This window comes from Paraburkholderia phenazinium (assembly GCF_900142845.1).
Lineage (GTDB): Bacteria > Pseudomonadota > Gammaproteobacteria > Burkholderiales > Burkholderiaceae > Paraburkholderia > Paraburkholderia phenazinium_A.
On sequence record NZ_FSRU01000001.1, the window covers coordinates 710349 to 730812 of the forward strand.

General features: G+C 61.6%; 14 protein-coding genes, 1 rRNA gene and 2 pseudogenes. 9 read left to right on the plus strand and 8 right to left on the minus strand.

All coding sequences use genetic code 11. From position 1 onward, the window contains the following. Nucleotides 1-66 precede the first annotated feature (66 nt). Nucleotides 67-1188, minus strand: a complete 1122-nt coding sequence (locus BUS12_RS03110) for a porin (RefSeq protein WP_074294199.1) — start codon at nucleotides 1186-1188, stop codon at nucleotides 67-69. Nucleotides 1189-1238: 50 nt separating this feature from the next. Beyond that, complete coding sequence (locus tag BUS12_RS03115; RefSeq protein ID WP_074294200.1) at nucleotides 1239-1781, minus strand: hypothetical protein; 543 nt, start codon at nucleotides 1779-1781, stop codon at nucleotides 1239-1241. Nucleotides 1782-2300: 519 nt separating this feature from the next. Between BUS12_RS03115 and BUS12_RS03120 the strand changes: the two genes are divergently transcribed. Next, complete coding sequence (locus BUS12_RS03120; protein WP_083640219.1) at nucleotides 2301-3599, plus strand: LysR family transcriptional regulator; 1299 nt, start codon at nucleotides 2301-2303, stop codon at nucleotides 3597-3599. Between the two features lie 89 nt (nucleotides 3600-3688). Here the strand turns inward: BUS12_RS03120 and BUS12_RS03125 are convergent, their stop codons facing one another. The 4 genes and pseudogenes from BUS12_RS03125 to BUS12_RS39605 all read right to left on the minus strand — a co-directional run. Beyond that, entirely contained in the window at nucleotides 3689-4402 is a 714-nt protein-coding gene (locus BUS12_RS03125; protein ID WP_083640220.1) for an MmgE/PrpD family protein, read from the minus strand. A 46-nt stretch (nucleotides 4403-4448) separates the two neighbouring features. Then, nucleotides 4449-5180 carry an MmgE/PrpD family protein gene (locus BUS12_RS03130; protein ID WP_074294201.1) on the minus strand — a complete coding sequence of 244 codons (732 nt, stop codon included), beginning with the start codon at nucleotides 5178-5180 and terminating at the stop codon, nucleotides 4449-4451. Between the two features lie 4 nt (nucleotides 5181-5184). Beyond that, nucleotides 5185-5787 carry an MmgE/PrpD family protein gene (locus BUS12_RS39600; protein WP_290439567.1) on the minus strand — a complete coding sequence of 201 codons (603 nt, stop codon included), beginning with the start codon at nucleotides 5785-5787 and terminating at the stop codon, nucleotides 5185-5187. Nucleotides 5788-5802: 15 nt separating this feature from the next. Beyond that, nucleotides 5803-6360, minus strand: a pseudogene (locus BUS12_RS39605) (MmgE/PrpD family protein); the annotation flags it as partial. Nucleotides 6361-6439: 79 nt separating this feature from the next. On the opposite strand from BUS12_RS39605, the pseudogene BUS12_RS03140 reads away from it, so the two are divergent. After that, nucleotides 6440-7141: pseudogene (locus tag BUS12_RS03140) on the plus strand (GntR family transcriptional regulator); the annotation flags it as partial. A gap of 28 nt (nucleotides 7142-7169) precedes the next feature. Here BUS12_RS03140 and BUS12_RS03145 read toward each other — a convergent pair. Further along, nucleotides 7170-8624 (minus strand): cytochrome-c peroxidase, encoded by a 1455-nt coding sequence (locus tag BUS12_RS03145; protein ID WP_074297030.1) that lies wholly within the window; start codon nucleotides 8622-8624, stop codon nucleotides 7170-7172. Between the two features lie 175 nt (nucleotides 8625-8799). Continuing rightward, nucleotides 8800-10542: a phospholipase C gene (locus tag BUS12_RS03150; protein WP_074294202.1), complete on the minus strand. Its 1743-nt coding sequence runs from the start codon at nucleotides 10540-10542 to the stop codon at nucleotides 8800-8802. Nucleotides 10543-10935: 393 nt separating this feature from the next. Between BUS12_RS03150 and BUS12_RS39610 the strand changes: the two genes are divergently transcribed. The 7 genes from BUS12_RS39610 (at nucleotide 10936) to BUS12_RS03185 (ending at nucleotide 20315) form a co-directional block, all read left to right on the plus strand. Then, on the plus strand, nucleotides 10936-12480 hold the full coding sequence (locus BUS12_RS39610; protein WP_074294203.1) for a methyl-accepting chemotaxis protein: 1545 nt from the start codon (nucleotides 10936-10938) through the stop codon (nucleotides 12478-12480). A 129-nt stretch (nucleotides 12481-12609) separates the two neighbouring features. Next, nucleotides 12610-13053, plus strand: a complete 444-nt coding sequence (locus BUS12_RS03160) for a MarR family winged helix-turn-helix transcriptional regulator (protein WP_074294204.1) — start codon at nucleotides 12610-12612, stop codon at nucleotides 13051-13053. Between the two features lie 318 nt (nucleotides 13054-13371). Then, on the plus strand, nucleotides 13372-14208 hold the full coding sequence (nadC, locus tag BUS12_RS03165) for a carboxylating nicotinate-nucleotide diphosphorylase (protein ID WP_074294205.1): 837 nt from the start codon (nucleotides 13372-13374) through the stop codon (nucleotides 14206-14208). 3 nt (nucleotides 14209-14211) lie between these two features. Further along, the gene (gene phnN / locus BUS12_RS03170; protein WP_074294206.1) at nucleotides 14212-16041 is read left to right on the plus strand and encodes a phosphonate metabolism protein/1,5-bisphosphokinase (PRPP-forming) PhnN; all 1830 of its coding nucleotides are present in this window, start codon (nucleotides 14212-14214) and stop codon (nucleotides 16039-16041) included. A 51-nt stretch (nucleotides 16042-16092) separates the two neighbouring features. Continuing rightward, entirely contained in the window at nucleotides 16093-17400 is a 1308-nt protein-coding gene (locus BUS12_RS03175) for an MFS transporter (protein ID WP_074294207.1), read from the plus strand. A 106-nt stretch (nucleotides 17401-17506) separates the two neighbouring features. Continuing rightward, nucleotides 17507-18292, plus strand: coding sequence for an FRG domain-containing protein (locus tag BUS12_RS03180; RefSeq protein ID WP_074294208.1), 786 nt, complete (start codon nucleotides 17507-17509; stop codon nucleotides 18290-18292). A gap of 492 nt (nucleotides 18293-18784) precedes the next feature. After that, nucleotides 18785-20315 (plus strand): 16S ribosomal RNA (locus BUS12_RS03185). The last annotated feature ends 149 nt before the right edge of the window (nucleotides 20316-20464 follow it).

Below are 20464 nucleotides of genomic sequence, written 5' to 3' on the forward strand. Positions count from 1 at the left end.
CTCAAACCACGCAATCAGCTTTGTTGCCCGGATAACGATCGCCGTTACCCGGGCCAAGCTGTTGCGTCAGAACAGATGACGAATGCCGATCTGTGCGCCGGTTTCGCTCTGACCCGCGCCAGGCGTCAGGAACGCTCCCGTTGTGATGCTGGCGCCCGTCATTTTGTACTGCGCCGAGTTGGAGTTATTCAGCCTCGACACGACGGCATAGAGTCGCGTGGCCTTTGAGAGGTCGTAGTTGACGATGGCGCTGAATTCGCGCGCTGTGTTGTCCAGCGACGAGCTATCCGTGATGAACGCGTATCCGGCACCTATGCTCAGGAACGGACTGATATGGTAATCGGCAGAGAACGAATAGGTGTTGTGGTAATTGCCCGCTACGTTGCCGACCGGACCCGTTGCCGGATTGTATTTGCCGGCGGGATTGGCCAAGGCGTTGCCGGTCGTGGCGGAGATGATGTCATTGGCCCTGAAGAAGCCGAAATAGATCTTCCCCCAACCGTAGTCGTAGTTCGCCCCCGCCATGATTTCCTGAACACGGACGGTGTTCGTGGAATTGGCTGCATTCAGATAGGCCAACGCAAGATAGACCGGCCCCACGTTCGACTGGACCGCAGCCTGGTAGACGGCATCTTCCGCCAGCGAGCCTGGCTGCCCCCCAACCGAATAGTGAAGCTCGACCTGGGTGCCCGAAATTTTCGGGGAGATGTACGAAATGTCGTTATCGACGCGAGCCAGCCAGTTGGCAAAGTTGTTATAGCCGGAGCCATACGTTGCCGCGCTGAACGCATCCAGATTGCCGCTCCAGGCGAACATGGGGGTGTTTTGACGGCCAAGTCTCACTTCACCATACGGCGCGGCAATACCCACCCACGCCTGTCTGTCGAAGAAGCGGTAAGCGTTCTGGACACTGCCTGTACCCGGATCGAAGCCGTTCTCCAGGTCGAAGACGGCGCGGTATCCACCGCCCAGATCCTCGGATCCGCGTATCCCCCAGCGGCTCGTCAGCTCTCCGTTGTTGCCGAGGGCAACCAGCGATGTGCTTTTCCCGCTGACCTTGGTCGACTGGTAGCCCACGAACTCGTCGAGCACCCCGTACAGCGTGACGGACGATTGCGCGCGTGCCTGACCGGCGAACGTCAGTTCCAATGCCAGCGCGGTAAGTAGTACTATTTTTCTTCGATTCATTGTCTGCCTCGTCTCGTTTTATTTAGTGCATCAGATCCAGCCTTGTCGGATTACGCCTCCGGTTTCGATGCCAGGATTCGTTTGACGGTCAGCGCGAGGGGGACGGTGAAGCAAAAGTGCGACATGAAGCCGCCAATGATCACGTTGGGATCGTAGTAGTTCGGGTGATTGTCCGAGGTGATCATGATCGCCACGTGCATCGCGACCCAGGCGAGGATGGCGTAAAACAGGGCAACGAACGTGGCTTCGTAGCCGCGTCGACGAAAGTACGGCCAGATCACCGCAAACAGGACACCCCAGGCGATCGCGAACACAAAGTGGATAGCTGTGCCGAGCAAATAAGCCCAGATGCCTAGCGCCTCCTGAAAGGCCTTGCCGAAAACGAGGCCGGTGGCATTGCGTGGAATGCCTGCGAGCGGCATCAGGTGCTGCACGCCAACCCAGATCAGCGCCTCGTAAATCCAGATGCATACCGCGCCGGTCACGCCACCCATCGCGCCCGCGCGAATGATGGTCTTGAGATCCTGCTTGTCTGAAGCGTTCGACGTCGAACCGTTGACGTCATGACCGCTCACGCTGAAGTTGCCACCCATGTTGTTAGTCTCCTCAAGAAATTCATATAGAAATGTCGTACGCAAAGGGGCCGGGCCGGTTTCGTGTGCCTACGTCTTTAGCCGGACCCATGCCCGTATTCGATACGTCGCCGCCGCCGGACGAGCAAGGAAGCGGATCGGTTGGGAGACCACCATATAGAAAGGAGGCAGATCGCTGAAAGTTGGGGTTAACCAGTCGCGAGGCCAGTAAAAGTACCGATTCCACGAGGTTTTGCGTTTGCTGTGGGGCAGAGTATGCTGCTGGAATCCGCGCGGTGTAAGGTTCCGTTGGTATCCCGAAGCTTCGGCGCAGGCTTGGATCGAAGGCGATTCGATCGTCAGGTCATAAACAGATCAGATGGCAAAAGAACGAAGTCGCAAGCGCGGCTGTACCCGTGGTGCAACAGTCACGAGCGCGCCGCCGATCGGCTTCGCGAGGCCCGCTCGTCGTAGTGGCGGGATAACGTGGACTTGGGCCCCCCTTGCTGAATGTCACGCTCTACTCTTTGACAGGTCACCGTGAGCAACAACGAACTACTTAACCTGGCGCATCTGCGCGCGTTCAAGCTGGTTGCCGAGACCGGCAGTGCGACACGGGCTGCCGCCGATCTGTTTCGTGCGCAATCCGCCGTGACGCGATCCGTCAAGGAACTGGAGTCGGCGCTTGGCGAAGCGCTCTTCGAGCGCAAACCGTCCGGCATGTTGCCCACGCCAACCGGGCGCGCCGTACTCAAGCGTTGCGAGCGAATCTTTGCCGAGATCGGCGCGCTGGCGCTATGGAGCGCGGCACGGCAGGCGCGCCGTCGCGCCCCTGCCGAAGGCACGCTGCCGGCGTATCTGCTGAACACGCGAAGGCTGCAGATCTTCGTCGCACTGGCGCGCCATCGCCATATGCCGACTGCGGCCAGCTCGTTCGGCATCAGCCAGCCTGCGGTGAGCAGCGCTATCCGGGTTCTCGAGAGCGGGTCGGGTCTGCGGCTGTTCCATCGGAGTCCGCGCGGCATCTTGCTGACCACTGAGGGTGAAACCTTTCTGCTGCACGTAGGACGGGCGTTGAACGAGTTGCGCCATGTCCCGGATGACATCGCCGAGTTGCACGGCAACATCCAGGGCGCGGTGACGGTGGGCGCGCTGCCGCTCGGCCGGACGCTGATCCTTCCGAATGCGATTGCGCGTCTCACTGCGCGGCATCCCGGCGTGCGCGTGGTGACCGACGAGAGCGCCTATGAAACGCTCGTTGCCAGGCTACGGGCCGGCGACATCGATTTCATCCTCGGGGCGTTGCGTGACAACGAGCCTGCTAGCGGCCTGCACAATGAGCGCTTGATGACGGAAGACATGGTCGCACTGGCGCGCCGCGACCACCCCCTCGCGAATGTGCGTGGACTTACGATAGCGGATCTGCGCCACGCACAATGGATTCTGCCGCGCAGCAACGCGCCGGCGCGCGGGCTGTTCGATTCGCAATTTCGACGGGCCAAGATCAAGTCGCCGATGCCCACCGTCGAAACGGCAGACCTCGCGGTCATTCGTGGGCTGCTGCTGCGTACCGACATGGTGGCGGCGGTCTCCGCGCAGCAACTGCATTACGAGTGCGAGTCGGGCGAACTCGTCGTGCTCGATGTGCCGTTTCATCACACCGGGCGCGATATCGGCTTGACGATGCGGGCGGAAGGGACGCCCTCGCCGGCGGCGCGGGCGTCGATCGATGCAATTCGCCTCGCGGTGGCGGAGCTGACGCCGCCGGGGGTCATACGCCACTACAGCGACGAGCGAGTCAGCCAGGTCTTTGATCTCGACCCGCAGAAAGTCCGATAGTGCAAGCAGGTTGGGGCGGCAGCAGACGCAAGGGTGCGCCGGGAACCCGAACCGTGCTTGAGGCTCAGGCAGTGATCAATGGTCTCAGCTCACGAATGTCCGCCACCGTCTCCAGCTTGTTGATTCGCTCGCCCCGACACCTGCTGGGCAGAATACGAGATCGCGAAACGCATACCTCGCTCGTCGAGTTGCGCCAGCGAAGCGGCCGCGCCGAGCGCGCCGAAAGTGGATGCGGTCCCTTCAGCGCTGCGGTGCGAACCGCGTACCAGGTCGGGCCCGAGCGCCATCAACAGGCGGCAGGCCAGGTCATACCCCAGCGCCACCGCGCGAATGAAGTCCTGACCGCTACGTCCCTCACTCTCGGCCATCGCCAGCGCGGCCGGCACAACCGAACTGCCTGGATGCGCCTTGGTGACCGGCTCGAAGTCGTCGGTCTCATCCGAGTGTGCGCACATCGCATTGGCTAGCGCCGCGTTGACCGTCGTCGTGCGAAAGCTCGCGCCGATCACCGAGGCCTGCGGCGTGCCGCCGAGTCCTTGCACGTAGTGCACGGCCATTTCACCAGGCTTCATGCGCGAGCCCGAAACCATCGCACCGAAAGTGTCGAGAATGCGGTGCTTGCATTCAAGCAGCACCGGATCGGGCAGCGGGTTGTTCCGTGCTGCCACCATGTAGCGCGCGAGCCGCCCGGTGATGTCGGCGCTTTCGGCTGCGCGAATGCAAACAGGCGTCGCGGCCATAGCGGCGAGGGCGCCGGCATACTGCAGCACGCGGCGGCGCGACAGCATCGGATGTCCTGACATGTCACCTCTCGTGGTTGTGTCTCGCTGGAGCCGGGTCCGATCTCGCTCAGTCCAACGAAATCCAATGCGTACCCAGGTTCCCCATGATCGCAAGCGCGTCGAACCGGTAGGCCATTAGCGCAGCAAACGCGCGGCGGCCGTCAATCGAGGCGGGCGCACTGGTGAAGCCATGCTTGGCGAGCGGCGACGCTTCGACGGCATCGGCTGCGGCCTTGCCGGTTTCGATAGCCGCGATCGATTCCTGAGCATTGCGCGCGAGTCCGGCGGCCTGGGTGGCGGCGATGCCGAGCGCGTGACGCGTGCGCGTTTCACCAAGCGCCAACAGGCGCGAAACGGCGAGTACTGCACCGAGAATGCCCACCGTGGACGCAACGTTCCAGCGCGAACGAAACGCCTCGCTATCGACGGCAGCGAGCACGCGCGCCGCGGCTTCCATACCGATGGCGGCTGCCGCTGCGATCTCGTCGTCGGCTGCCGCGAGCTTTTCTCCCACGGCTATCGCTGCGGCAAGAACAGGTGTCGCCGTCGATGCGGGCGACTGCGTCGCCAGTGCCGCGCCGAGCACCCAGGCGCGCACGCGCGTGTCGTTCGGCGCACTGCCTTGCGATTTCAGAAGATCCGCAATCTTCTGCCGGGCATCACCGGCGGCAGCAACACGCCCGCGCGCCTGTGCAAGCGCATCGCCTGCGGCGGTCTGCACACGCTGATCGGTCAGTGGGGTGCAGGCAAACTTCACAAGCGCATCGGAGACGGCGGAATGAGCGACGGGGTTATGCATGGTTCTATTCCTCATTAGGGACGCAAAGTTTGAACAGCGCAGCGAGATCCGGCGCGGTGTCCAATCCGGCTACCGCCGTTGCGAGCCGCCCGGTCGTGCCGTCGCCCAGATGGGGGTCCACCAGCAAGCGAACCTTGTCCATCAGTTCGTCGTCGGTCAGCGGGCGTGCAAGACTGCCGCGCGCATGTTCGACATGGTGTTTCAAAACCGAGCCGTCCCTCAGGCGCGCTTCGATGAACACTTCGTCGCGATTGACCGACGCATCCGGCGTGAGCGTCGTCCTTGAGCGGATCGCCTTGACGTCGTCCTGCACCACCCGCGCGTCCTCGTATTGCGCGAGACCCACCTGCCGATCGCAGAGCGCAGCCGCCACGCCGTGGATCGCGCTGAAGCGCGCTTGCAAGCCGTCCTTCGGCTGCGGATTGCCCATCAGTTCGGGTACGAGCGGATGACAGCGCAGCGTGATGGCTTCGATCGAATCCACCTCTTCGATCCGGGCAGAGAGCGCAAGGCCGCCGTCGATGCCAGGATGCGCGACGATCCCGCACGGGTAAGGCTTGTAGGTGTTGAAGAGCAATTCCCAGCGCTCGCCGAACGCGTCGTTCATCAGCGCGAAATCGACCTTGGTGGAGAGCGAATGCGAGTAGCCGCCTTGCGCTTCGAAGATATCCGCCGCCGCTTTCTGACCTCGCTGTGCGAGGCGTGCGGCAGCAATGCCATTGGCTGCCGCCTTGCCGGGGTGATACGGCTTGGTCATCGTGCCGAACGCCTCACGCTGGCCGACGAACATCGATGCGGCGATCGATACGGCTTCAGCGAGTTGCGCTTCATCGAGACCCAGCAGCAGGCCCGCCGCCACGGCGCAGCCGATCACGCCACACGTGCCGGTGATATGCCAGCCGCGGTCGTAGTGTTCCGGTGAGATCGACACACCCACTCGCAACTGGGTCTCGCAGCCGAGCGCGAATGCGCGCATGGCCAGCGTGCCGCCTGGTTTCGTCTCGGGCGTCAGTGCAGTTAGCACCCCCAGCACCGAGGCGGCCGGATGGATGACGGTTGCGAGATGCGTGTCGTCAAAATCGTCGAGGTGTCCGGCAAAACCGGTCGCCAGCGCGGAAAAATGAATATCGACGCGTTCCTTGCGGCCGGGTACGGGCGCGATTTCGGCGGCCCCCAACTCGCGGGCAGCGGAACGGCGTTAGGAAAGGGGACGCAATGGATGAGCCAGGCGGCAAAAACCGGCCGAGGCGGATGAAGGAGACGCGTCGCCGGTAGCGGACATCGTCGACTCGGTGGCGCGCGGCATTATCGAGGGCCGGCTGCGTCCGGGCGACGACCTGAACTCGGTCGATCTCGCGAAACGCTTCGGCGTCAGTCGCACACCGGTACGCGAAGCATTGTTCGTGTTGAGCCGCGAAGGTCTCGTGGACTGGCCGCCGCGCAGGCGGCCACGGGTGTCCGCTGTCAATCTGAAGGACGTCCGCGAAATCTACCAACTCCGGGCCATCCTGTATGCGCAGGTTTCGCTGGCCATCGTCGAGCAAGCGAGCGCCGACGATATCGATTCGCTGTGGCGCGCGCATCGGCGTCTCGCAGAGGTGGCGGCCAAGGGAGACGTCGACGGTTATTTCTGGGCCAATGTGGCGTTTCGCGACGAAGAACTGCGTGTCAGCCGCAACGGCATTTTCAAGGAAGTGCTGGATTCGATGCGGATGCGGATCAATCGCCTGCGTCACCTCAGTACGACGCTGCCCGGCCGTCTGCAGCGTTCATGCGCGGATCATCAACGGCTGTGCGAGGCGTATGCCGAACGGGATGGGACGCTGGCTGCCGCATTGAATCGCTCGATCGTGCTGGGTGCGTTGCAGGCCATCGAGCACGCCTGGGGGACCGAAACGGTTGGAGAGAACAGCGGGGAGAACAGCAACGGAGCGGGCAACGAAACCGGCAGCCTTCGATAGGCTGCCGGACCCACGTTAGCGTATCGAGCTACTTGCTACCGCCTTCGTAGCCGTCGTTGAGCGTCTTGACGAACGCAATGATGTCGTTGATGTCCTGATCGGTCATCGCGGGCTTGTCGCCGAACTTGCGGTCGAACGGCGCATCCGCTACGTCGATGTTCGCATGGTATTGCGCAGGCAGATCGTCGTACACCATGACCTTGCCCGACGCGTCACGCGGATAGATCTTTTCCGGGCTCGTGTTGCGCAGGTTGTAGAAATCCATGACCTGCTTGAGGGTGCGGTACACGCCGTTGTGGAAGAACACACCGCGCGTTGCCGAGTTGCGCAGCGTCGGCGTGAGGAACATGCCGCAATACTGCGTCTGTTTCGCCATGTCGCTGCGGAACGGGCCGCAGATACCCATGTCGTAGAACTTCGGATCCTTGTTCTGCGCCAGTTCGCGATTGCGCGGGGCGCCCAGCGCTTCGTACTGGGTATCCGTGAACAGCGGCGGAAGTCCGTCCGAGGTCGGTTGGCTCAAATGGCAGCCTGCGCAATTCGCTTTGTCTTTGTCGTTGAACAGACGCAGGCCACGCAGTTCGGCTTGCGTGAGGCGGGCGTGTCCTTCGAGCCATGCATCGTACTTGCTCGAGAACTCATGGAACGCCGGATCTTCGAACTGGTAGCGGCCAATCGCGAACATGGCCTCCGAGACCAGCAGGTTCGGGTCGTTGACGACGCGCGGACCGAACAGTTGCTTGAGCGTCCCGATGTACTTCGAATGCTTTAGCTTGTCAGCCACCGAAGCCACGCTCGGGTTCGCCATTTCGACCGGGTTCGTCATCGGTCCCAGCGCCTGTTCCTGCAGCGTGCTGGCGCGGCCGTCCCAGAAGAGCCCGCCTTGCGGGACCATGGCAGGCGCGACAGGCGCGACGCCGGCATTTTTCTGCGCGCGTTCCACACCTTGTGCGTCGGAGGCGAGGACATCGAGGCTGATCGGCGCGGCGTCGGTATCGCCCTGGTCGGGACCGATGCTGAACGGCGCCTGGCGGTACAGATAGGCGATCGAGGGCACGGGCCGATAACCGGCGTCCGTCATATGGGGGCCGCCGAGCTGGACGGCGAGATCGTTAGGTGGCCCAAACGCATGGGCGGCGCTATGGCACGACGCGCACGACTGCTTGCCCGACGCCGAAAGCGACGGATCGTTGAACATTTCTCTGCCGAGTATGGCGACCGTGCTAAGCGGCGCGACCGGCGGACGTAAAAGTTTGATCGGGTGGGCATTGGCCCCCGTCAGGTCCTCAACCTTGTCACCGATCGCCGCGGGCATACGCTCCGGATAGATCAGCGCATAGCCCACTACAACGACGGCTGCGAGTACGATGCCCAGTAGTATCCACAGGATCCGGCGCCGCAAGGAGCGCTTGGCGGCTTCGGGAGAAGGGCCGCTTCCGGTGGGCAGTTGCGAAGGCAAGGTGGCGTTCGAAGGAAGATTCATGGCGATAGCGGTAGCAAAGCTGAACTGCAAATAAGCAAATCGAGCCACCGTACCGGCTGGCTCGACGCCCCTACTGACTGTCTGTTATCAGGCTGCCCAGAAAACGTCACGCCGCAGGACCGAACAGCACCTGCGGCATGACGGACAGATCAACTGAGCAAACCTGTGTGGCTACTTAGTCCGTCGTCGTCGACACTGCCGGCGGAGCCGAGAGCTTGGTGCCCAGGTTCGTGTCGAGGTACAGCGGCGGCGTCGAACCGCCATTCGAGAAGTTGAACAGCGACATGATGCTGCCCGTCGTTGCGTCATGCGAACCGTTGCCGAGACGCGTGCTGCCGAGCCAGTTGTCTTCGATGAACTTGACCACCGAAGCCTGCGTGATCTGCGTATGGTCGATGTAGTTGACCTTGGCATACGGCGAGATCACGATCAGCGGAATACGCGTGCCCGGACCGCAACGGCCGTTGACCAGCGCGCCCGTCACACCGACACCTTGCGTTGCGCCCGCCACGTTACACGTACCGGCGCCGTTCAACTGGTCGGCCGTCGCGTCGAACGACGACGTGGTCGGCGGCGTATAAGCGTGGTCGTACCAGCCGTCCGAATCGTCGTACGTGATGATGATGGCGGTGTTCTTCCAGTCCGGCTGCTGCTCGATGAAGTTCACGAGGTTCGTTTCGAACGCCTGCTCGTCGAGCGGATCCGAATTGCCCGGGTGCGCGTCGGCGACAGCCGGTGCCTTGATGTAGCTGACCGACGGGAAGTTACCCGACGTAACAGCGGCGAAGAAGTCGTTCACGTCGTACTGGTGGTGAACCGGCGTAGCCGTCGCATCGAGCGGATCGGTGAAGCCGATCAGCGCGGTCGACGTCGGGCGCGTGTGCAGCAGGTTCTGTGTCGTCGCGAAGTACTGGAACCAGTTGTGGTGCGGCGTGTAGTCCGTCTTCGGCGTGCTGCCGAGGATCGGCGAGTATGTACTGCGACTGCAACCCGTGGTGCCGTTCGGGTTCGTGATGGTCAGGTTGAAGCCGCCCATGAAGCCGCCCCACGTGATGTTCTTCGCGTTGAGCAGGTCGCCGATGTTCTTGTTGTTCGAGCTCAGCACGGCGTTGTCCGTGGTCGACGTCGACGAGCACTTGTCGCCCGTCGGATCGGAGTCGCCGTTCATCGTGAAGCCGCCGGCGCCGTCGGCGATGACGTTGTCGCTTTGCGCTGCGCCGTTGGCCGGAATCGCACCGTTCGTCTGGCCCGAAACCACTTCGAGTGCGCCCGGCGTCGACGGACCGTACGTGTCCGTGTACATGTTGTCGCTCATTGCGAAGTTCTGGGCATAGTTCCAGAGCCCCGTGACCGTGTTGCCGTCGAAGTAGCCCATCACGAGACCCGGCGTACCGAATTCCGAGCCGTTGCTGGCGCTGTTGTTACCCGTGTACTTCGGGAACAGGTCGGCTGCGCCGTTGTCGTAGGCGAGCTGTTCGTTGCGGTAGTCGTGCGACTGACCGTTCGTGTTGGCCTGGCTGCGGTCGAGGCGGAACGGGTTGATGCCGCTGCCCGCGGAGAACGCGTTGTTCGCCGTGTTCAGGAAGTTCGGGTTGGCCGTCAGCAGCGAGAGTTGATTCAGGTTGTTGATCGTAGTCGGGGTGTTCGCTGCTGCCGTGAACGTCGGTTCGCCCACCGGGTTTTGCGCGGTCGGGTAAGTACCGAAGTAGTGGTCGAACGAACGGTTTTCACCGAAGATCACAACCACGTGCTTGATCGGCGTTGCCGTCGGCAGCGCGTCTTGTGCGGAGATGGCGGCAACCGGCGCCGACGCGGCGGGCGCAGAGGCGGCCGGCGTGCTGACGTTGTTGCTTCCGCATGCGCTCAGCACAAATAGTGCGGCGGCAAACGGAATGGGCAAAAGGGTTCTACGAAACATTTGTGGGGCTCCAGATTCGCTGCCCAGCCCTTCCATCAATGCGTGTGTGGATGGGTGCTGGGGATTGTTGTTAGAAACGCGACCGCCTCGACTACGGGTTAAAGCTCGGCGAATTGGACCACCAAAGGATGAAAGTTTTCGGACACGAACCTGACTATTAGCCTTCAGTGGGCAAACACGTGCAAGTTTTTAGGAAGCGCGAGCCGGGTTTTGACGAATCCTGGCGGCTATCGGGAGTTTTCTGCGGGGGATCGGCGCGGCCCACGCGTCGCGCAGGCATTTATTTGTAGTGTATGCTCTCGAATTGTTGAGGGGACCGATCCACAACGCCATATAAAGTATCAACAGCATTTGCCGTAGACGCGCGTATTCGCTTACTCCTGCAGAGACGTCATGCGTATGCTCACATTCAAACAGCGGTTGTGGATTCCTTTAGGCCTGTCGCTCCTGTGTCTGGTCTGCGTGGCGGCCTTCGGCGCCTGGCAGGCGTATCAGGCTCGCCTGCAGGAGCGTGAGCGCGCGCTAAAGGATGCCGGCGACATCGCCATGCAGATCACGCTCAGATACGCGGCGCTGGCGGACAAAGGCACGTTGCCGCTTGCCGAGGCGAAGAAGCAGGCGCTGGCCGAACTGCGGATCATCCGCTACGGTCAGGACGGCTATATTTCGATTGTCGATTCGGCGTCGCACGCGGTGATGAATCCGTCCAAGCCGGAGACCGAAGGCAAGTACTTCGGCGACTATCGCGACGCTAACGGCAAATACGTTTACCGCGCCATGGCCGCGATCGCGCAAGGCTCGGGCGAGGGTTTCGTCGACTACGCGACGCCGCGTCTGGGATCGTCCAGGCCGGTACGCAAGCGTAGCCATGTCTTGACCTATAAGCCTTGGGACTGGTCGTTCATCACGGGTGCGTATCTCGACGATATCGACAATGCGTTTATTGCCTCGTTGATCCAGTTGGCGATTGCGGTGTCCGTCATCGGCGCGGCGTTGTCGTTCATCGTCTACCTGGTCAACCGGAGTCTGTTCCGCACCATCGGCGGTGCGCCCGAATACGTTGCCGAGGTCGTGCAGGCCACAGCCAGCGGCGATCTGAGTTATCCAATCAGATTGAACGAGGGCGACGCCCACAGCCTCCTGTTCCGGGCGCGCGAGATGCAGACGCGTCTGCGGGAAACCGTCGTGACGATCGTCGAAGCCGCTCAAACGATCGGGACCTCGACCAACCAGATCTCCGCCGGCAATGCGGACCTGTCGGCACGCACCGAGCAACAGGCGGCATCGCTGCAGGAGACGGCCGCCAGTATGGAACGCCTGACCGCGGTAGTCAGGCAGAACGCCGAGAATGCGCAACAGGCTTCGCTGCTGGCCGGGGGCGCGTCGAGTTCGGCGATTCGCGGCAGCGAGGTGGTGTCGGAAGTGGTCGCGACGATGGATCAGATCCAGACGAGTACCGAACATATCAATGAGATCCTCGGGATCATCGAAGGCATCGCTTTCCAGACCAACATCCTCGCGCTCAACGCGGCGGTCGAGGCGGCGCGTGCCGGCGAAAACGGCAAAGGCTTCGCCGTGGTCGCCGCCGAGGTGCGCAATCTGGCGCAACGTTCCTCTGTCTCCGCGAAAGACATCAAAAAGCTGATTGACGCGTCCGGTTCGCACGTGGAGAAAGGCGCGACGCTGGTCGGCAACGCAGGCCGGTGCATGGATGAAATCCTGGTCTCGGTGCAACGGGTAGCGGCGATCATGCAGGAGATTGCGTCGGCCTCCGCCGAGCAGAGCGACGGTATCGTGCAGGTCGGACACGCGGTCGCGCAGATCGACGAAGCGACGCAGCGCAATGCGGCGCTTGTCGAGGAATCGGCCTCCGCGTCTCTTTCGATGCGCGAGCAGGCGCAGGGTCTGGCGGAGAGCGTCTCCACCTTCAAGCTATAGCGTCCGTCCGGGCGTGGCCTTGATGCGCGCCGGTTGTCGCGGCAGGGCCGCCGCGACGGTTCATGGCACGCTTTATGGAGGCGGGGATGAAGAGCGTACACTGTATATATTCCGCTTTGGCCATGCACCATGACGTCCAGCCACGATAACTACGACTTCCATGATCAGATAGGTCATCTGCTGCGGCGGGCCTATCAGCGCCACGTCGCCATCTTCCAGGAAGCGATTCCCGACTCCGATCTGACCGCTGCGCAGTTCGTGACCTTATGCGCCGTGCGCGAGCATAAGGCCTGTTCCTTGAACGAAATCGTCAAGACCACCGCCATCGATCAGGCCACGATCCGTGGCGTCGTCGAGCGGTTGAAGGCGCGCGGTCTGGTCGTGGTGTCCGCGGACCCGAGCGACGGCCGCAAATTGCTGGTGCGGGCAACGCCCCAAGGGCTGGCGCTGATCGAGCGCACCGTACCCTTCGCCAAAGACGTGACCGAGCGGACTTATGGCGAGCTGAATCCGGCGGAGCGCGTCGCGCTGACGTTTCTGCTGCGCAAGATGATGGGTTCCGACGCGGAATAACGGCTCGCGGATTCCCGCGGCGCTTCTTCCTGCCGATTACGTTCATACCCGCAACTCAGCGGCGTCCGCCGCTGCCCTTCACATTCGTGAAATAAATAGCGCATGCACTATGAGCGGAGCCGCGCATCCTGAACGAGGATGGAGGCTCCGCTTCTTGCTATCGCTTTCCAGCCGCTAATTGGTAAGAGAAATCGGCTTCGCGCTGCCACGCGAGTCTCTGTGGAAATTTTCTTGTTGACGAATATTGAAGCGTGTACGCTATGAAAACATTGATCGCGCAGACGATCGAGCGAGGGCCTTCATCTATCAGGAGTTGTCATGTACGACCAATTTGCGGTGGATCGGTTGATCGACACGTGGTTGTTGGAAGACATCGGCTATTGCGACCTGACGGCGCAGACCATGATCGACGCGGGCGATGTGGGCGCGTTCGTGATGAATGCGCGTGAGCCGCTGATCGTCGCCGGCATCGAGGTCGCCGCGCGGATCTTTGCCCGCTACGATCCTTCATTGCAGATCGACGTGCGCGTGCGGGACGGCGAACGGATTGGCCGCGGCGGCATCCTGCTCGCGGTGCGCGGCTCAGCCCGCAGCATCCTGACGGCAGAGCGCACGGCGCTCAACATCGTGCAGCGCATGAGCGGCATCGCCAACGAAACGGCCCGCTACGTCGAGGCCATCCAGGGGACGAAAGCGCGTCTGCTGGACAGCCGCAAGACAACGCCGGGCCTGCGAATGCTCGAAAAACATGCGGTGAGCTGCGGCGGCGGTCTCAATCATCGGCTCGGGCTCGATAACGGCGTGATGATCAAGGACAACCACATCGCGGTGTGCGGAAGCATCAAGTCGGCGGTCGAGCGTGCACGCCGGCAGTTGCCGGTGCTGACCAAGGTCGAAGTGGAATGCGATCGGCTCGACCAGGTTGCCGAAGCGCTGGAGACCGAGGTGGATGTGATCATGCTCGACAACATGTCCGTTGCCGACATGATTACGGCGGTGCAGATGGTGGCGGGCAAGGTCAAGGTGGAAGCTTCGGGCGGCATCCGCATCGACACGATTCGCGCCGTAGCCGAAACCGGCGTGGACTATATCTCCACCAGCAAGATCATGCAGTCGGCGCCGGCGGTCGACATCGGCCTTGACGACGGCGAGTAAGCCATGGCCAATGGCGGCGTGTTCTTTTTCGTGGTGGGGCCGAGCGGCGTCGGTAAGGACACGCTAATCGACGGCGCGAAAGCGGCGCTGCGCGACGATGCTCGCTACGTCTTCGCCACCCGCACGATTACCCGTCCGGCCGGTGCACCCGGCGAAGCGCATGTGGGTGTCAGCGAGGCGGAGTTTGCCGCACTCGATGCCGCCCAGCAATTCCTGATTACCTGGGACGCGCATGGTCTGCGTTATGGCTTGCCGGTTGAACTGAAGAAGGCATTGGACGACGGCCGCCATGTCATCGCGAACGGCTCGCGTGCGGTGATCCCCTTGCTCGTCGGGCGTGTGGACCTGTTAGTGGTGATCGAAGTGAACGCGCCGGCGCAATTGCTGGCGCAGCGGATTGCCGCGCGAGGGCGGGAGAGTGCGGCCGAGATCGAGGCGCGCCTCGCGCGCGCGGTCAGCGCGCCGCCGGCGGGCGTGACGGTCATCGAGGTGCTCAACGACTCGACCAGCGCGGTCGGCATCGAACGATTTCTCGCGGCTATCCAGCAGGGCGTGGCGCTGCTCGAGCGAGTCGCGACGCGCAAGTCCACGAGCGCCGACGCCTACCGCGCGAAGCTGGCCGGCGCGACGCTCGACGAGGCGGCCTATGCCGCCCTGATCGACGATCTCGCCAGGTATCGTTATTGCGCTGCCGACCGCCAGCAGATTCTTTGCGCGCTGATCACCGGCTTGCGTGACGAAGAGGTTGTAGCGCTTGCGCGGGTGCGCACGCGTTGCATGCCACGTCTGGACTGGGGCGAGAAGATCGTTGCCGACAAGCATTCGCTGGGCGGTGTGCCCGGCAGCCGCGTCACGCTGATCGTCGTGCCGATCGTCACCGCATATGGCCTGTTGATGCCGAAGACGTCTTCGCGCGCGATCACTTCAGCTTCGGGCACGGCGGACGCGATGGAAGCGGCCGCGCGCGTCGACCTGGATGCGGTGGAGATGCGAGCCGCGGTCAAGGCGGCGCGCGGTTGCATCGTGTGGAACGGGCGGCTCAATCATTCGCCGGTGGACGATGTGACGAATGCGATGGTTCGTCCGCTGGGACTGGACACGCGTCGTTGGTCGGTGGCGTCGATTCTCTCCAAGAAGTATTCGGCTGGCGCCACGCATGTGGTCGTCGATCTGCCCTATGGCCCGCGAACCAAGCTCAGCACGCAGGAGGATGCGCAGCAGCTTGGGCAACTCTTCGAGCGCGTCGGTGCGGAGCTTGGCATGCAGGTGGATGCGCTCGCAACCGATGGGCGCGTGCCGATCGGCCGCGGCATTGGCCCCGCGCTCGAACTGCGCGACGTGCTGCAGGTGCTCGACGGCGATCCGGATGCACCCGGCGACCTGCGCGACAAGGCGCTGAAGTTCGCTTCGCGCATCCTCGCCTGGGACCCTGCGATAGGGGACGTTCAAACGGCACGTGCGATTGCGGAGCGCCTGCTCGACGAAGGCGCCGCCCGTCGCGCGTTTGACCGGATCGTCGATGCGCAGGGACGCCGCGAGTTTGCACCACTTTCGCCGCATGTGGAGACCGTGCACGCCGAGCGGTCCGGCGTGATTACGGACATCGACGGCTGGCGCATTGCCGGACTCGCGCTCCAGGCCGGCGCGCCCGCCTGCAAGGGCGCGGGCATCGATCTACGCTGCCGGGTCGGCGATACGGTCAGCGCGGGCGACACGCTGTTGCGCATTCATGCCTCGCAACCCGGCATCCTGCGCGAGACGGCCCAGGCCGCACGAGAAAAGTTGGGAATCCGTATCGGCGACGCGCTGCACGAAGAGGCGTTTTCGTGGTGACGCGGTAGGCTGCCTTCCCCTGGATCACGAGCAGTGCCAAGGAGCAAAGACATGTCGTTTCATACAGCGAATCTGCGTTGGAAGATTGTGACGTTCCTTGTTGCACCGATCACGTTCGTGATGACGCTCGACCGCGCCGCCATGACGGTGGCCGCGCCTACGATCCAGAAAGAGTTTGGCTTGTCGATCGTGGAGATGTCCATGATCCTCACGGTGTATTTCTGGACCTATGCGTTAGGGCAGATTCCGGCAGGCCGGTTGGCCGAGCGTCGCGGCTCGCGCAAAGTTTTGTTTACCACCAGCGCGCTTTGGTCGGCCATGATGATCGTCACGCCGCTGGGGGCGAGCTTCGCATGGTTATTCGGTTGCCGCGCGGTGCTGGGTGGGGCGCAGTCCGCTGACTGGTCGAGCGGGGTCGTCGCCCTCAAACGGTGGTTTCCGCACAGCGAACGGGCGAAAGGCAACTCCATCCTGCTCGCGGGCCTCTACCTGGGACCGATCATCTCCGCGCCGCTGACGGCGTGGACGATTGTGAATTTCGGCTGGCATGCCGTCTTCTATGGTTTCGGCGCTATCGGCTTGCTGCTGGGCCTCGTCTGGTGGACGGGGTATCGCGATACCCCCGCCGAGCATCCGTTCATCACGCAGGAAGAGGCGGCATTGATCGCTGCTGGGCAGCCGCAGGAAAGTGCCGCGGTGAAAGGCGAATTCCTGCAATGCTTCCGTCAGCCGCGTTTCTGGCTGTTTGGGCTGCAATATTTTCTTCTGGTGCTGATCCAGAGTTTCTACACGACCTGGTTGCCCACCTATCTGATGCGGGCACGCGGGTTGTCGCTCAAGGCGATGGGTATGTACGCGTCGTTGCCGTGGGTCGCGGTGTTTCTTGCCGTGTTCGTCGCGGGCGCCGTTTCCGACCGGATTCTCAAGAGGACGGGCTCGGTGTTCTGGGCGCGCACGCCGGTGGCGATGACAGGCTTTGTCGTCAGTGCGCTGGCGCTGATCGGCGCGTCCCGGGCGGCGCACATGCCGACGGTGATCGCGCTGCTTTGCCTGTCCTTCGCCGCCGTGGGGTTCGTCCAGGTGGTGGTGTGGTCGGCCGCTCAGGATCTCGGCAAGGCCTACACCGGCGTCATGTCGGGCTGGACTAACCTGTGGGGCGCTGCGTCGAATGTCGCCGGTCCCATGGCGGTTGCTTTTACGGTGAAGGTCACGGGCAGTTGGGAAAGCGGCCTGTTTCTGATCGGAGCCGCCGCCGCGTGCGGCGCCGTGCTGTGGATCTTCCTGCATCCCGAGCGGCCTCTGCAGAGAAAGCCGTCAGCGGATAACGCGGATTTTGCTTCTGTTCCGGGTGCGGTGTAAAAACCGGTTGCAAACGAAATGGGAGGTCAGCTCAATCTGGCTGTGCAAACGTTGAAGCGTTGAGCGATCATTGGGTTTTCTGTATGCGTGTCCAGGAGACTAGCCCATGCAAACAACCGTCGTTTCGAGCTGGAAGCAGTTTATGGAGCTGTCAGCAACGCTCGACGGCTGGGCATTTCGAGGACAACAGGACGCAGAATGGCCGCTGCTGAGTTCCCTGTCGCGCTACATGCTTGCCTATGTGGAGGATCGCTCGCAGTGGCGTGCACGTGAGGAGCGCGCGATTCGCATCTTCAGGCGCAAGGCGCATAACTTTGTGCAACATCCTAGTCTTTTGGACGACGACCTGCGCTGCCTGAGCCTCATGCAGCACCATGGCGCACCCACGCGACTGCTCGACTTCACGAAGTCCCCTTTTGTGGCCGCATTCTTCGCGTTGGAGCGCTCGGTTTCCGACGTCGCGATCTTCGCGCTCAATACGCCGGTGTTATGGAACAACCGGGCGCTGCCGAAGGGAACCCCCGAATTGACCCGGACGTTGATCGATCCGCGGGTGGACGGCAATCTCGAGAAGTACTTTCTCGACAACAGCAATGCTGTCGTCTGGTTCGGCGAGCCGGAGGAGATGGATGATCGCCTGATCGCGCAATCGGGCACGTTTGTCGTTCCAGGCGTGATCGACCGGCCGTTGCCCGATATTCTCGACGGCTATGCGAGCGATGATGAACTGCTGCGCAAGATCGTGCTGCCATCCTCGGTGCGTGGAGATGCCATGAAGTGGCTGTACCGGATGAACATTACGAACGCGTCGCTGTTCCCGGGTCTTGACGGGCTGGCCCGCTCCATTGCGGTGGAGATCGAGATGGTCTGGCCGGCTGCTCCGCTTGGTTAAATGAACGGATCGTGTGGGCATGGGTCTCGGTGCTCCATCCATATAGTGCAATAGCCAAAATCGGTCTGCAATTCATAAGGATTGCTATGAAATTGGCTGACCGGGAGATGCCATCCCTATCTCTTAGAGCAATCTTCATCTTAGCGAGGCTTAACGACAGCCTCCTTGAAGCCGCAATCTAACGGCTAAAACTTTTTTCTCAAATACGCTTGACGTCCCCTAAAGGGCATCGCATAATTCGCCTCCCGTTTGATGACGGACGCGAAGAAAGCAGAGCTTCTGAGCGAATGATCTTTAAAAATTAACAGCCGATAAGTGTGGGCGCTTGATGGCGACGCGGGTCAGGTTCTTCGGAATCTGGCATGAAGCGAAAGTATCAAGTCTCACACAGTATTAGAGGAAGGTTAGCCTGTTGAGAAACAGGCGTAATCATCGTCAGTACGTTGAGTGAGCGACCGGGTTCGAAAGAGCCCGAAAACAGTAACAGGAATTGAACTGAAGAGTTTGATCCTGGCTCAGATTGAACGCTGGCGGCATGCCTTACACATGCAAGTCGAACGGCAGCACGGGGGCAACCCTGGTGGCGAGTGGCGAACGGGTGAGTAATACATCGGAACGTGTCCTGTAGTGGGGGATAGCCCGGCGAAAGCCGGATTAATACCGCATACGCTCTACGGAGGAAAGGGGGGGATCTTAGGACCTCTCGCTACAGGGGCGGCCGATGGCAGATTAGCTAGTTGGTGGGGTAAAGGCCTACCAAGGCGACGATCTGTAGCTGGTCTGAGAGGACGACCAGCCACACTGGGACTGAGACACGGCCCAGACTCCTACGGGAGGCAGCAGTGGGGAATTTTGGACAATGGGGGCAACCCTGATCCAGCAATGCCGCGTGTGTGAAGAAGGCCTTCGGGTTGTAAAGCACTTTTGTCCGGAAAGAAATCATCCTGGTTAATACCCGGGGTGGATGACGGTACCGGAAGAATAAGCACCGGCTAACTACGTGCCAGCAGCCGCGGTAATACGTAGGGTGCAAGCGTTAATCGGAATTACTGGGCGTAAAGCGTGCGCAGGCGGTTCGCTAAGACAGATGTGAAATCCCCGGGCTTAACCTGGGAACTGCATTTGTGACTGGCGGGCTAGAGTATGGCAGAGGGGGGTAGAATTCCACGTGTAGCAGTGAAATGCGTAGAGATGTGGAGGAATACCGATGGCGAAGGCAGCCCCCTGGGCCAATACTGACGCTCATGCACGAAAGCGTGGGGAGCAAACAGGATTAGATACCCTGGTAGTCCACGCCCTAAACGATGTCAACTAGTTGTCGGGTCTTCATTGACTTGGTAACGTAGCTAACGCGTGAAGTTGACCGCCTGGGGAGTACGGTCGCAAGATTAAAACTCAAAGGAATTGACGGGGACCCGCACAAGCGGTGGATGATGTGGATTAATTCGATGCAACGCGAAAAACCTTACCTACCCTTGACATGGTCGGAACCCTGCTGAAAGGTGGGGGTGCTCGAAAGAGAACCGATACACAGGTGCTGCATGGCTGTCGTCAGCTCGTGTCGTGAGATGTTGGGTTAAGTCCCGCAACGAGCGCAACCCTTGTCCCTAGTTGCTACGCAAGAGCACTCTAGGGAGACTGCCGGTGACAAACCGGAGGAAGGTGGGGATGACGTCAAGTCCTCATGGCCCTTATGGGTAGGGCTTCACACGTCATACAATGGTCGGAACAGAGGGTCGCCAACCCGCGAGGGGGAGCCAATCCCAGAAAACCGATCGTAGTCCGGATCGCACTCTGCAACTCGAGTGCGTGAAGCTGGAATCGCTAGTAATCGCGGATCAGCATGCCGCGGTGAATACGTTCCCGGGTCTTGTACACACCGCCCGTCACACCATGGGAGTGGGTTTTACCAGAAGTGGCTAGTCTAACCGCAAGGAGGACGGTCACCACGGTAGGATTCATGACTGGGGTGAAGTCGTAACAAGGTAGCCGTATCGGAAGGTGCGGCTGGATCACCTCCTTTCTCGAGCTCACGTGTCAGAAGTTGAGCGCTCACGCTTATCGGCTGTGAATCTGATGGGCAATCTTCAATGCAGAGTGTTCTGTACACCTTAGCAAGTGTGCAGAGTGTTTTGCATTGGCGATTGAGCCAGTCAGAGTGATACGTGGTTA

Excerpts from the sequence above, each read along its gene's own strand:
- BUS12_RS03125 (WP_083640220.1), bottom strand. The coding sequence starts at position 4,402 with ATGTCAGGACATCCGATGCTGTCGCGCCGCCGCGTGCTGCAGTATGCC.
- BUS12_RS03115 (WP_074294200.1), bottom strand. The coding sequence starts at position 1,781 with ATGGGTGGCAACTTCAGCGTGAGCGGTCATGACGTCAACGGTTCGACG.
- BUS12_RS39610 (WP_074294203.1), top strand. The coding sequence starts at position 10,936 with ATGCGTATGCTCACATTCAAACAGCGGTTGTGGATTCCTTTAGGCCTG.
- BUS12_RS03110 (WP_074294199.1), bottom strand. The coding sequence starts at position 1,188 with ATGAATCGAAGAAAAATAGTACTACTTACCGCGCTGGCATTGGAACTG.
- BUS12_RS03160 (WP_074294204.1), top strand. The coding sequence starts at position 12,610 with ATGACGTCCAGCCACGATAACTACGACTTCCATGATCAGATAGGTCAT.
- nadC (WP_074294205.1), top strand. The coding sequence starts at position 13,372 with ATGTACGACCAATTTGCGGTGGATCGGTTGATCGACACGTGGTTGTTG.
- phnN (WP_074294206.1), top strand. The coding sequence starts at position 14,212 with ATGGCCAATGGCGGCGTGTTCTTTTTCGTGGTGGGGCCGAGCGGCGTC.
- BUS12_RS03145 (WP_074297030.1), bottom strand. The coding sequence starts at position 8,624 with ATGAATCTTCCTTCGAACGCCACCTTGCCTTCGCAACTGCCCACCGGA.
- BUS12_RS03175 (WP_074294207.1), top strand. The coding sequence starts at position 16,093 with ATGTCGTTTCATACAGCGAATCTGCGTTGGAAGATTGTGACGTTCCTT.
- BUS12_RS03150 (WP_074294202.1), bottom strand. The coding sequence starts at position 10,542 with ATGTTTCGTAGAACCCTTTTGCCCATTCCGTTTGCCGCCGCACTATTT.
- BUS12_RS03130 (WP_074294201.1), bottom strand. The coding sequence starts at position 5,180 with ATGCATAACCCCGTCGCTCATTCCGCCGTCTCCGATGCGCTTGTGAAG.
- BUS12_RS39600 (WP_290439567.1), bottom strand. The coding sequence starts at position 5,787 with ATGAACGACGCGTTCGGCGAGCGCTGGGAATTGCTCTTCAACACCTAC.
- BUS12_RS03180 (WP_074294208.1), top strand. The coding sequence starts at position 17,507 with ATGCAAACAACCGTCGTTTCGAGCTGGAAGCAGTTTATGGAGCTGTCA.